At 64.5% G+C, this 11,380-nt stretch carries 14 protein-coding genes and 1 pseudogene; 6 read left to right on the top strand and 9 right to left on the bottom strand.

Annotation, left to right across the window (positions count from 1 at the left end; all coding sequences use genetic code 11):
• Positions 1-393 precede the first annotated feature (393 nt).
• From AC1DY5_RS25645 to AC1DY5_RS25635, 3 genes and pseudogenes are all read left to right on the top strand, one after another.
• Entirely contained in the window at positions 394-669 is a 276-nt protein-coding gene (locus AC1DY5_RS25645) for an ASCH domain-containing protein (RefSeq protein ID WP_478115930.1), read from the top strand.
• Positions 552-1,271: pseudogene (locus AC1DY5_RS25640) on the top strand (IS6 family transposase). Before AC1DY5_RS25645 ends, AC1DY5_RS25640 begins: the two are co-directional and overlap by 118 nt.
• A gap of 430 nt (positions 1,272-1,701) precedes the next feature.
• On the top strand, positions 1,702-1,995 hold the full coding sequence (locus AC1DY5_RS25635) for a hypothetical protein (RefSeq protein WP_478115928.1): 294 nt from the start codon (positions 1,702-1,704) through the stop codon (positions 1,993-1,995).
• Positions 1,996-2,477: 482 nt separating this feature from the next.
• Here AC1DY5_RS25635 and AC1DY5_RS25630 read toward each other — a convergent pair whose 3' ends face one another.
• The 6 genes from AC1DY5_RS25630 to AC1DY5_RS25605 form a co-directional block, all read right to left on the bottom strand.
• On the bottom strand, positions 2,478-2,912 hold the full coding sequence (locus tag AC1DY5_RS25630) for a hypothetical protein (protein ID WP_478115926.1): 435 nt from the start codon (positions 2,910-2,912) through the stop codon (positions 2,478-2,480).
• 409 nt (positions 2,913-3,321) lie between these two features.
• Positions 3,322-3,717, bottom strand: a complete 396-nt coding sequence (locus AC1DY5_RS25625) for a hypothetical protein (RefSeq protein ID WP_478115924.1) — start codon at positions 3,715-3,717, stop codon at positions 3,322-3,324.
• A 136-nt stretch (positions 3,718-3,853) separates the two neighbouring features.
• Complete coding sequence (locus tag AC1DY5_RS25620) at positions 3,854-4,225, bottom strand: hypothetical protein (RefSeq protein ID WP_478115922.1); 372 nt, start codon at positions 4,223-4,225, stop codon at positions 3,854-3,856.
• A 62-nt stretch (positions 4,226-4,287) separates the two neighbouring features.
• Complete coding sequence (locus AC1DY5_RS25615; RefSeq protein WP_478115920.1) at positions 4,288-4,542, bottom strand: hypothetical protein; 255 nt, start codon at positions 4,540-4,542, stop codon at positions 4,288-4,290.
• Between the two features lie 150 nt (positions 4,543-4,692).
• Positions 4,693-4,941 carry a hypothetical protein gene (locus tag AC1DY5_RS25610; RefSeq protein ID WP_478115918.1) on the bottom strand — a complete coding sequence of 83 codons (249 nt, stop codon included), beginning with the start codon at positions 4,939-4,941 and terminating at the stop codon, positions 4,693-4,695.
• Positions 4,942-5,146: 205 nt separating this feature from the next.
• On the bottom strand, positions 5,147-5,278 hold the full coding sequence (locus AC1DY5_RS25605; RefSeq protein ID WP_478115917.1) for a hypothetical protein: 132 nt from the start codon (positions 5,276-5,278) through the stop codon (positions 5,147-5,149).
• 3 nt (positions 5,279-5,281) lie between these two features.
• On the opposite strand from AC1DY5_RS25605, the gene AC1DY5_RS25600 reads away from it, so the two are divergent.
• Complete coding sequence (locus AC1DY5_RS25600) at positions 5,282-5,464, top strand: hypothetical protein (protein WP_478115916.1); 183 nt, start codon at positions 5,282-5,284, stop codon at positions 5,462-5,464.
• Positions 5,465-6,302: 838 nt separating this feature from the next.
• On the opposite strand, the gene AC1DY5_RS25595 is transcribed toward AC1DY5_RS25600, so the two are convergent.
• From AC1DY5_RS25595 to AC1DY5_RS25585, 3 genes are read right to left on the bottom strand one after another with little or no spacing between them, the layout of a single operon-like run.
• On the bottom strand, positions 6,303-6,716 hold the full coding sequence (locus tag AC1DY5_RS25595) for a hypothetical protein (protein WP_478115914.1): 414 nt from the start codon (positions 6,714-6,716) through the stop codon (positions 6,303-6,305).
• A 4-nt stretch (positions 6,717-6,720) separates the two neighbouring features.
• Positions 6,721-7,710 carry a Bug family tripartite tricarboxylate transporter substrate binding protein gene (locus AC1DY5_RS25590; RefSeq protein ID WP_478115912.1) on the bottom strand — a complete coding sequence of 330 codons (990 nt, stop codon included), beginning with the start codon at positions 7,708-7,710 and terminating at the stop codon, positions 6,721-6,723.
• 19 nt (positions 7,711-7,729) lie between these two features.
• Complete coding sequence (locus tag AC1DY5_RS25585; RefSeq protein ID WP_478115910.1) at positions 7,730-8,767, bottom strand: NAD(P)H-dependent flavin oxidoreductase; 1,038 nt, start codon at positions 8,765-8,767, stop codon at positions 7,730-7,732.
• 188 nt (positions 8,768-8,955) lie between these two features.
• Between AC1DY5_RS25585 and AC1DY5_RS25580 the strand changes: the two genes are divergently transcribed.
• Both AC1DY5_RS25580 and AC1DY5_RS25575 read left to right on the top strand, forming a co-directional pair.
• On the top strand, positions 8,956-9,762 hold the full coding sequence (locus AC1DY5_RS25580; protein ID WP_478115909.1) for an IclR family transcriptional regulator: 807 nt from the start codon (positions 8,956-8,958) through the stop codon (positions 9,760-9,762).
• 3 nt (positions 9,763-9,765) lie between these two features.
• Entirely contained in the window at positions 9,766-11,298 is a 1,533-nt protein-coding gene (locus AC1DY5_RS25575) for a class I adenylate-forming enzyme family protein (RefSeq protein ID WP_478115907.1), read from the top strand.
• The last annotated feature ends 82 nt before the right edge of the window (positions 11,299-11,380 follow it).

Genomic DNA, 11,380 nt, shown 5'->3' with positions numbered 1-11,380 from the left:
GTTTGAGCACGTGCGCATGCCTATCGAATGGTTTGAGCAATGGCTTCGCGATGCGAACGGCGAGAACCTGGCCGGCTGACCAGCGTGAGCAGTTCCAGTCGGCCAGCACCGGACATTCCCGAGGAGCTTCTAATCGCCTACCGCCGCATTGCGATGAACCGAGGCTGCGCATGAGCATCCCCCAAGCATCATCACGTTCTGGGAAGCCTCCTGCGCAGAGGTTGGAGACGACTGCTCCGCCCGGTTCTTCGAGGCGTTCCACTTCGATGACAACGAACCCAGTGCCAACGCGCTTGTGGACCTTGTACTCGCAGGCCGTAAGCGTGCAACTGCCAGTCTATTCTGGTCGTATGAGGACACAGGCCGCGTGGCGCCAATGCCCGGCGCGTTGCCATCGACTGGAACGGTAGGCCCGCGTGTGTCATCGAGACTCTTCAGGTTGAGGTTGTGCCGTTCGAGCTGGTCGATGCCGAGTTCGCTGCCCGCGAGGGCGAAGGCGATAGGTCATTGGAGGGTTCTGTCGCGATAAGCCGCTCGGCCACAATCCGGCCATGGTACCGCTGCACGTCCAACTTGCGAACTCGACCCTGCGAGGGGTCATCAAGCGTTTGCGTTTCCCGCTGGACATCATGCTCGTGTGCGTTCGCTGGTACGCGGCCTACCCTTTGAGCCTGCGCAACCTGGAAGAGATGATGGCCGAGCGCGGTGTGCTGGTCGACCACGCCACCGTCCACCGCTGGTCACTGAAGATTCTGCCCGTGTTGGCGAAAGTGTTTCGTCGGCGCAAGCAGCCGGTAGGGCGCTCATGGCGCGTCGACGAGACCTACGTCCTTGTGGGTGGCCAGTGGAAGTATCTGTACCGAGCCGTCGATCGACTGGGCTAGACCGTCGACTTCCTGCTGACCGCGCGCCGTGACGCAGCGGACGAGCGACGGTTCTTCGAGCGCGCGATCGACCAGCACGATGCGACCGAGAAAATAACCATCGACAAGAGCGGTGCCAATACCGCTGCAGTGCGTGGTCTACTTGCCGATAGCGGCGGCATCATTGAACTACGGCAGTCCAAGTACCTGAACAATCTTGTGGAGCAGGACCACCGTGCCATCAAACGACGACTCCGGCCGATGATGGGATTGAAGTCCTTTCACTCCGCCGCCCGCCTGATTGCCGGCATCGAGACCATGCACATGATCAAGAAGGGGCAGCTGCGCTGCCCCGGCGGCTTGGCATTTTCACATGCCGACCACTTCTACAGTCTCGCCGTCCGTTGACCCGGACAGCTGCCAGAGTTATTCCGCCTCGACTGGCTTATCGCGACAGAACCTTCATCGGAAGCCCATACGAGCTTGATGGCCTGACTAGACTACGGCCTTGTTATCGCCGTTGTCCTCCTCCATGGCCAGCGCGACTCGGCCTCAACGCCCGACGCGGTAGCTGAGCTGAGACGCCTCAACGACTTGAAGAACCATTTGGAAGAAAATCACTACGTCAGGCGCTGACCCAGCGCGTGACGAGTACGAACCGCAACATCCCAAGGGAGAGGGATGACTGATCTCAGCGATTGAAGGACAGTCGACGCCGGGAGGACAGATCTTCGGCGGGCTCACCGCCGCACCCTGTGCTCGCCAATCGTCCGACTGGATTCCACGTGCAGCCCCAGCCGCACTCGCGCAGATGCACGGGCACAGTAGGAGAACTGCAATGTGTGATGGGCTGAAGTTTACGTTCCCTGACGGGAAGACCATTTGCATTCCGATCTATGTGGAGATCCTCAAATGGCCCCCTCCAGATCCTGATCCTGATCCATGGCGTCGTGCGATCGAGGACCTTCGGACGCTGGTGGTGGTCAATCAGGCGATCCACAACGTTCGCGACCAAGGCGCCCGCAAACAGCTTGGTGGCGCCTTCAACGAGGCTGTCAGAGCTATCTCAAAGGAACTGCCAGCCGGCTTCTCCATTGGCGACGGCCTGATGAAGATCGGCGTAGCTCATTGAGGATGCGAGGCGGCCGCCAACTGGTCCTCAATCGTTGGCTTCCGCCTTGCTGTTGACCAGCGCTCCGAACCGATCCAGCTCGCTGGCGCGGCTGGCCACGCGCGGCGGCTGCTGCTCGAACTGGTAGTACCGCACGGCCTCCTTCACGAGACCTACAAGGCGCCATGTCGAGTGCTTTCCCTCTATCGTCCCGGCCGCACCCGTGGCAGGTAGACAGCCTGCATGGTGCCGTCAACCCCTTCCTGGTATCCAAGGCCACGAGACGCCAAGAGATTGTCGGCGAGACGCGACAGAGCGAGAAGACCAGTAGCGCTGCTCCACGAATCACAAAGCTGCCACAGAGCTTCAGAATTTGAAGCCACTTGTTCGAGCAACGGCTGCACGCCAACCTGACCCCATGATCGCAACCGCTTGCGCTGCAGGACCTGCGGTCGGTGCGCCCTGCGAGCGCAGGTACCCAGCGGCCGCCACCGCCATCGACTTCAGCAGAAAGCCGGTAGCTTCAACCATTCGTGATTCGAAGAGAAGACGTCACGCGTATCGCCGAACTCCGCCCGCGCCTCATCCATCGCTTGCAGGTCTAGCTGCAGCGACTCGAGCAACGACTCCCATGGGGCAGAACTGGCGAGGGGCTCCACAAAACCAACCCAACCAGATGCGTAGTGCGCCAGCACCTCGACTGAACGCAGGGCCCGCGGATCAGTGATTTGCGGATCCACCCATGGTCGTTGAGCAATCGCAACTCGCTGTCGCCCTCGCCAGTAGAAGTCAATCGTGGCCAACGTAGAGGCAATGATCCAGGCGGATCTCGCCGTCTCTTCATCGGTCGCAAGCTCGGACGGGAAGGCCAAGCGATCATGGGCGAACACGACTTCAAAGGGGCCAGCATCAACGACAAATGCCGGGCGATTCGACAACGCTCCATTGCGGGCAGATTCAAGAGGACCACCGACGCGGATTCCAGGCGCTCAACCGCATGACGCAAGCTCGACCGCCAACGATGTCGACGAACTTCAGCCGGTCGACCGCGAGAGCGCCCCCCACATTCCGCATGTAGCGCACCACGATGTTGAACCAGAGGATTCGAAGTCGGTATTGCTCGTCGGGGATGTCGAGATGCCGTTGGAACGTCGCATCGAGCGGCGAGTGCCCGACGGCGTCGAGGATTTCACATCAAGCAGTCGCTGATCCCTCGCAACCTGTTCCCGCGGCTGTCGCTGCCCCTGTGTTTCGCCACCTTCACCAAGGAGTGCGAGCGGCGGTTGTTCGGCCTCATGCTGTATCGCGAGGCGCACGAGATCGCCGCGATCGTCAACCAACAGTTCTTCAAGTCTGAGCATGGTCAGTGGTCCCGCCAATCAGGGCTCGCCACCGATCAGAGTTCATCCGATAGGGTTCGAGCATCTCGCGTAGCCGAGCCGATGGCTGAGTGGTGGAATATGTGTTCCTATTGGTCCAACTCGAGGTCTTCGTCCAACCCATCCGCTCGGCGACATCAACGGCTTGCGGATACAGAAGGCCGAAGGTCACCGCATTCTCAGGCGATTCCAGATGCCAAACATGCGCAAGCACCAAATCCGAGATCTTCTCGTACTTGCGATCGACACTAAACGAGGCCGTCATCGCAGCCTTCATCTGAATTGGCTTGGAGACGAACGACCTCACCTTCGAGGCGAGATCCAGGTACGCGATGAGATCGACGCCGCGATCGCGCGCGGGCATGGCCACTTCCAGACCAGCTCGGAGCAACTCGCTAACCAGGCGATTGCGGCCAAGAAGCTCGACAGTTTGCGAGTCGAATTCACGGGAGCTCCGACGCCGCACTGGGGTGTTCTCCTGGGCGCGGTCCGGCAAAGCCTCACCCCTCCGAGCCGGGTTTGCCGCTCACCAGAGCCCCTACCTGCGCACCGAACCTGTCCAGCACGCTGGCGCGGCTCGCGACGCGCGGCGGCTGCTGCTCGAACTGGTAGTACCGGACCGCCTCTTCCACTACAGCTTTGGTCGACGTGCCTGCCTCGAAGACGGTGCCGTGCACCTGTGCCCTTTCCGTGAGCGTGGGCCAGGCCGCCTCTGGCAGATCGCCCGGAGCGGTCAGCGCGTCCGCCAAGACCCGCAGCGCCGCAGCGACGCCCGCCGGAACGCCCTCGTCCGCCAGGTGAGCCACGGCCGCCTGAGCGTCCGCGCGCCAGCCGCCGCCGGCGGATGCTCGATCGTGTGAGGGCTGATCCATGCCGGCGATTGTCGGGCGTTTCACCAAGTGCCGCGAGGGGGCTGAGGAACCGGCAAACAACCTCATCGGGCGGCTCCGGCGGGCGACTCGCTTGTCTCCGGAATACAGTGGCTCACGCATACGCAACCCGACTTCCCCAGCAGCCAGACGACGGCCGCGTGACCGCTCAAGATCTGCGCCTCGGTGCGGGTCTTGTATCGCTCCAGGGACGCGCCCTCGTAACTGAAAAAGTCGACGGCGCCGCCAACGGGCACCTTCGAATTGAAAGTGTCGACCTCGGTCTGGAGGCGCTTCTGGGCTTGGATTTCTCTGGTCATGGTGGTGGTCGCTCACGCGGCGACGGTTTCGCGTAGTTGATATTGGCCGGGTGCGGTGCGCACAAAGGCGCCTGCGTGCCGCTGGAGAACCTGGCGCACCTTGGCGCGCCAGTGAGAATTCGAGGTTGGGCGCATCGCCTGGATCGAGTCCTAGATCTGCTCGAAGTCGGCCGCGCCTCCGAGCGCTCGGAGGATCTCGAGCACGACCGCGCCGCGGCGCCTGGTTCCCTCGCGCTCACGTCGAAAGCGGGTAGCGATTGGCGAGTAGGAGGCTTGCTCGCGGGTGAGCTTGACGATGATGGGGTCGATCGTCACGGTAAGACCGGCGCCGCGCAACCGGCGGGCGACGCGGGCCGCCGGGGTCCGAGGCAGCAGGCGGCACTTGTGTCCGACTTGCACGCCAAAGGTGTGGCCGGGGCGGTGTATGCGGACCTGGAAGAGTTTGCGGGTTCTGTACTTGGTGGCGGCGCCATTTTCAGCTAGGTCTGATTCGTCTCAGATCAAGGTACAGGATCGACGCTCATTTCGTAAGGGCACGACCTCGAAAACTTCACAGGAAGGTTGTCGCCGCGCGCCCCGCCACCGCGGGTTTCGAACGCGGGAATCAACCCATCGGTGCCGGCGCGCGCTCCTCCTCTTCTTCCTCGTACACGTCGGTCGCTTCGTCCACCAGGTCCACCAGCTCCTCTTCGTCGAAGAGCGCCGCCTGAGCGGGGGCGGGATCAGGTTGCACCATCCCTTGACCGCGCTGCTCCTCAAGGATCTCCAGCAGCCGCTCGCGCTGCACCTCGCCCACGAGACCCTGGCGCTGCATCCACTGTGTGCGCTGCGCGTGCGCGGCAACGGGCCGGTGATCGGAGGGTCGCTGAGCTTGCCGTCCATCACCTCGAAGAAGATCTTGAGCGCGTGGAACGGCTTGTGAATACCGTACATGCTCCACTGTGCATCGATCGCGACGAGCTCGCGAAACCCCATGATCGTGAAGCGCGGCGGGATGCCGAGCTGGCGCGCGGCGGCCTGTTCCCGAACCTGTGCAGTGAGCGTATACCGCAGCAGGCGCTCAAGCATGGTTGGCGAGTACACGTCGGCACCGACTGCCACGTTGCCATCTGCGTCAATGGTCCTGCTGAGGTAGTTGCGCGACTCCCAGTCGTACTGTGTGTCCGCGATGAAGTTTCTGAGTCGGTTCTGTAGGAACTCATTGAACCTTTCAGTCAATCGCTTGAGTTTTCAGTCAAGTTGCAGTAGCCGGGCTCCGGATCCATCTTTTCAGTTGCAGCGGGAGCACTCCTGAGCCACGCGCGCATTTCGCCAACCGAGTTAGTTGGACAACACAAAGGAAGCGCACGCGTACTCTTAGGCGCCTGCTTGGGTTCGGTGAGAGGAAATCCACGAGCGCCAGTTAAAGGACAAGGCTCAGCCAGCTGCGGCCATCTGTCGACCGCTAGTTCGCGAACACCCTACGGTCGCCAAGTCGAGAAGCCTCGCACAACCTCTCAGTCCTCTGCCTTGGTCGTGTTGCTGCTCGCAGGCAATGGTCTTAATTCTCGCCCGATCGACTGACGAATTTGATCGATGAAGTTACTATCCAACTGGCGGCGACAAGACGCAATGGGTTCGGCCGGAGAGACATGGCCGATCTAATTCACCCAGCGCATTCTGCAAAGAGGCGAGCCGCTTGCCAAGAAGCTCACTTTGGGCGCCTATTGTGTCGAGGGCACTGAACGTGGGCGGCCACGAGACCGGGCCCCCCCGCGCGCTCACGGACCGAAGCTCGACCTCGCCTGGATACCCCAACGCCCGTTCACCAGCGTCATGATGTAGAGAGAGTCGTAAACGCCGATGACACCGCCGTCGGCCCGAAAGCGCGTGTACGATAGCGTCACATGCGCCTTGGTGGCGTTGTGCTGGATGATGTCGCGCGTCTCCCACCGGCTGTAGGACCAGGCATCCTCTGCCTGCAGCCGGGCAAAGAGATCCATCGGGTTGTCGCCCGCCGCCTGGTAGACCTTGACCGCGTTGCCGGCGAAGCGCGTGTGCGGAAAGTGCATGCAGGCATCCATGCCCGCCGCGTCGTGCGCGTTCAGCGCGCGCATGAACTCGTCGAGCACCGCATTGCACAACGCCTGAATGGACTCGCGGCCCGCCGCGTCCGGGTTCTTGCTCGTGCGCATGGTGTCAGTCGATGGTGATGCCGGCTTGCTGGATCACGGCGCTCCAGGTCTTGTCTTCCGTCGCGAGGAAGCGCGCGTAGTCGGCAGGCGAGCTCGACGTGAGCTCGAGCCCCTGCTCGGCGAACTGGCTGGCGATGGCCGKGGTGTGCGCAAACTCGTCGATCTCCCTGCGCAGGCGCTCGATCACGTTCGGCGGCGTCTTGCCCGGCACGTGGATGCCATACCACGCCGAGAAACTGAAGTTGGCAACGCCGGCTTCGGCGAAGGTGGGCACCTCGGGCAGCAGCGCGCTTCGCTTCGGCGACGTGACGGCCAGCGCGCGCAGCTTGCCGGCCCGGATGTGCTGCAGCGACGTAATCAGGCTGTCGAACATGAAGGTCGTCTGGCCGCCCAGCAGGTCGTTCATCGCCGGCGCCGATCCCTTGTACGGAACGTGCGTGAACGCGGCGCCGGTGCGCTGCATCAGCAGCGCCGCCTGCAGGTGCGGCGACGAGCCGTTGCCGTAGGTGCCGAAGCTCAGGTCCTGCGGCGACTTCTTCGCCGCGGCCAGCAGGTCGGCGACCGTCCGGTACGGGCTGGACGCGTTCACCACCAGCACATTGGGGCCCTGCGCGATCAGCGACACCGGCACCAGGTCCGCGTTCGGGTCGTAGGGCAGCTTCTTGAACAGATGCTTGTTGACCACGGCCTGGCCGATCGCGGCGAGCAGCACCGTGTGGCCGTTCGCGGGCGCCTTGGCGACCGCGTCGCTCGCGATGACACCGCCGCCGCCGGGCCGGTTGTCGACGATCATGGGTTGCCCCATGGCTTGCTGCGCATGGTTGGAAAGACTGCGCGCGATGACGTCGGTGATGCCGCCCGGAGGAAAGGGCACCACCAGCTTGACGGGCTTGTCGGGGTAGCCCTCGGCGCCGACGACGGAGGGGGCGCCAAGGGTGGCCGCGAAGGCAGTGGCCGCGAGCGCGGCTGCGTGGATCAGGCGTTGGAAGCGCATGGTGATGTCTCCGGGGGAGTCAGGAAAGAAGGGTCGCGGAAGAAGAAAGGGCAGGCGCCGCGGGCGGTGCGAACTTGCCGAGGCGCGAGAGCGACGACAGCGCCTCGCGCATCTCCTCCTCGATGCGCGCGACGATCGCGGCCAGCGRCTCGATGCGGTCTGCGAATGCCACGGCCTGGCCGAGCGACAGCGCGCCGGTGCGGCTGTCGCCGGTCTCGTACACCTTGCGCCCGAGCAGGCCGGCGACGTGCGGGCGCAGGAGATCGAAGTCGCCGCCGTGCGTGCGCTCCAGTTCCGCGACCCGATCGGTGGTCTCGTTGCGGAAGGCGCGAACGGTGTTGCACACGCTCTGCAGGATCAAGGCGGTGTCGGTCTCGCGCGATCGCACCAGCGCCTCCTTGTAGTCGCGATGAGCCCAGATCTCCTCGGCGACCAGGAAGCGCGTGCCGATGGTCACTCCGTCGACGCCGAGCGCGAGCGCCGCCACGACCTGCGCGCCCGTGCCGATGYCCCCGCCCAGCAGCACGGGAATGTCGAACCCCCGGCCGGYGAGCGCCCCCTGGACCATGGTGCCGACCAGGTCGACGCCGGGGTGTCCGCCGCATTCCGCGCCCACCACGGAGACGGCGTCCACGCCGACCGCCTGCGCCTTGCGCGCGTGGCGCACCGACGGCGCCTTGTGCAGCACCTTGATGCCGGCATCGTGCAGGAAGGGCAGGTAGGGCTCGGGATTGCGGCCCGAGGTTTCGACGAAGCGGACCCTGGCGCGGACGATCTCGTCGAAGATTTCCTGCACGCGCTCGCCGGGCGCCGGCTTCGGCAGCATCGACACGTTCACGCCGAAAGCCAGGTCGCCCACGAGGTCCTGGCAGCGCGCGATCTCGTCGCGCAGGTCGGCCGTCGTCGCATGGCTGGCCGCGGTGATGAAGCCCATGACGCCCGCCTTGGCCGCGGCGGCGACGTAGTCGGCATTGGCCAGCCATTGCAGGCCGCCGGCCACGATGGGCAGGCGCGTGCCGAACAGGTCTGTGATCGCGGTGCTGAGCTGTGCTTGCATTCTGGTCCTGCTTTTGATGACAAATGGAACCAACGTTCCATTACATGATTGTTGAGTGCAGACTCTGACTTGTCAATTCGCGTTCTACAAGCCATTCTTCCGGCAATGGCACTCATGCATCGCTTGCCAAGCGCCTCTGAGTCAGAACATAATGGATCACAAGTTCCATATTATTCGGAATCGAATCCATGAAAACCTCCAAGAAGCCCCCATCTGTCCCGGTGAGCGACGAGGCGGACAAGGACCAGGTCTCCGCCCTCGCGCGCGGCCTGCAACTGCTCGATGCCTTTCGCTCGGCAGAGCGCTTCCTCAGCGTGCAGGACCTGGTGGAACACAGCGGCCTTCCGAAGGCCACCGTGTCGCGGCTGGCGCACACGCTGGCCGCCAACGGCTATCTCGAATACGCGGAACACAACGGCCAGTTCTATCTGGGCGCGCGCGTCATCTCGCTCGGCTTCTCGGCGCTGGGCGCGCTTCGCGTGCGGCAGGTGGCACGGCCGTTCATGCGCGAGCTCGCGGAAAGCTGCTCCGCCTCGGTGGGGATCGGTTCGCGCGACCGGCACACCATGCTTTACATCGAGAACGCGGCCAGCACGCCCAACCAGAACTTCAGGCTCAACATCGGCTCGCGCGTCCCGCTGGCCACTTCGGCCATGGGCCGTGCCTACTACTGCGGACTGGACGAGCGCGAGCGCGAGCAGTTGCTGTCCGAACTGTCGCAGCGCGCTGGAGCGGACTTTGAGCAGATCAAGGCATCGCTGGACGCTGGGCTGAAGTCCTATGCCGAGCTCGGCTTCTGCCTCTCGATCGGCGAATGGCAGAGCGACGTCAACGCGGTCGGCGTGCCCTTCCGCCCGTCCGACGGCACGGTGGTGCTCGGCTTCAACTGCTGCGGGCCTTCCTTCCAGCTGCCCGAGCGCGACCTGCGCGAGAAGTGGGGGCCGCGTCTGGTCAACATGGTCCGCAACGTCGAAGCGGCCACCTCGGTTGCCTGAGCGATGACCACTTTCCTGCGCATCCACGACGTGCCCGCATGGTGGGCGTCGCGAACGCCCGATGCGGTCGCACTCCTCGACGCCGGCAGAACCCTAGGCTATGYGCAACTGCAGCGCGCCATCGACGACGCGCGGGCCGCGCTGGCGGGGCTGGGCGTCGCTCGCGGACACCGCGTGCTGCTCGTGGCCGAGAACAGCCTGGGGCTGGTCGCCTTCGTGTTCGCCGCCAGCAGCCTGGGCGCATCATTCGTGTTGGTCAACGCGCGCCTGTCGGCAGACGAGATCGACGCCATCGCCGCGCATGCACGGGCGCGGGCCGAGATCCATATCGATGCCGGCTTCAAGGAAGGCGTGGTCCACGCGCTGCGGCGCGGCGCGGCATCGCTGGACTGCGGCTTGGCCGGCCAGGTGCGTGCGAACGCTTGCGCGCACGCCTTCGAGCCCGAGCCCGGAACGGAGGATGTCGCGGCACTAATCTACACCTCGGGCACCACGGGCAAGCCCAAGGGCGTCATGCTGACGCATGCAGGATTGCTGTTCGTGGCGACCACGCTGGCCGCGTACCGGCAGATGTCGCCCGCAGATCGCAGCTACGCCGTGCTTCCCATGTCGCACACGATGGGGCTGACCAGCGTGCTGCTCAGCACGCTGGTCGCCGGCGGCTCGGTCTTGGTGAGCCCGCGCTTCGACGTCGAGGCGTTGGTGGACGCCATCGAGACGCAGGGCCTGACCCTGTTCCAGGGCGTGCAGGCCATGCACTCGGCGCTGCTCGCGCACCTCAGGCGCCATGGCCGCACGCTCGGCCGCGGCCGCCTGCGCTACATCTATGCGGGCGGCTCGCCGCTCGACCCCACGCTCAAGGCCGAGGTGGAAGCGCTCTTTGGCCTGCCGCTGCACAACGGCTACGGCATGACCGAGAGCTCACCCACGATCTGCCATTCGCGCTTCGGCGAACAGCGCCAGGACGCCTCCGTCGGCCCGCCGATTCCCGGTGTCGCCATCCGCATCGTCGGGCCCGAAGGGATGGACGTCGCCGCCGGCGAACCCGGCGAGCTGTGGGCGAGCGGGCCCGGGCTCATGCGCGGCTATTTCCGGGACCCCGATGCCACGCAGGCGGCTCTCTGCGGCGACTGGCTGCGCACCGGCGACATCGCCCGCCAAGACGCCGAGGGCAATGTGTTCCTCGTCGGCCGGATCAAGGACATCATCATCCGCTCCGGCTTCAACGTCTATCCCGCCGAGGTCGAGGCGGCGCTCAACGCGCACCCGGCCATCGCGCAGTCGGCGGTGGTTGGACGCGAGGTATTGCGCAACGAGGAAGTGATCGCCTTCGTCCAGCCCAAGCCCGGCCATTCACTCGACGACGCGATGCTGCAGGCCTTCCTGAAGGAGCGCATCTCACCCTACAAGCGCCCGTCGCACATCGTATATCTCGACGCGCTGCCGGTCATGGCCAGCGGCAAGGTGCAACGCGCGGCGCTGAAGGCCATGGCGAGCGCCATGCCGCTGCGACCAGAGGCCGTCCCGTCCGCCTGATTCCCGCCGCCATGCCATGCCATGGTCCGGCATTCGCGCCCACGCGCAATTCAACCCTCCAGGAGATCTTCATGCGTCAAGG

The sequence above is a fragment of the Variovorax sp. P4_D9 genome (assembly GCF_056401695.1).
The sequence above is the reverse complement of the archived record's forward strand: the minus strand, read 5'-3'. Positions and strand labels throughout refer to the sequence as shown.

Bases quoted from the DNA above. Each gene is read 5' to 3' on its own strand.
- AC1DY5_RS25605 (WP_478115917.1), bottom strand. From the start codon at position 5,278: ATGGTGCAACCTGATCCCGCCCCCGCTCAGGCGGCGCTCTTCGACGAA.
- AC1DY5_RS25620 (WP_478115922.1), bottom strand. From the start codon at position 4,225: ATGGATCAGCCCTCACACGATCGAGCATCCGCCGGCGGCGGCTGGCGC.
- AC1DY5_RS25615 (WP_478115920.1), bottom strand. From the start codon at position 4,542: ATGACCAGAGAAATCCAAGCCCAGAAGCGCCTCCAGACCGAGGTCGAC.
- AC1DY5_RS25635 (WP_478115928.1), top strand. From the start codon at position 1,702: ATGTGTGATGGGCTGAAGTTTACGTTCCCTGACGGGAAGACCATTTGC.
- AC1DY5_RS25625 (WP_478115924.1), bottom strand. From the start codon at position 3,717: ATGCCCGCGCGCGATCGCGGCGTCGATCTCATCGCGTACCTGGATCTC.
- AC1DY5_RS25580 (WP_478115909.1), top strand. From the start codon at position 8,956: ATGAAAACCTCCAAGAAGCCCCCATCTGTCCCGGTGAGCGACGAGGCG.
- AC1DY5_RS25595 (WP_478115914.1), bottom strand. From the start codon at position 6,716: ATGCGCACGAGCAAGAACCCGGACGCGGCGGGCCGCGAGTCCATTCAG.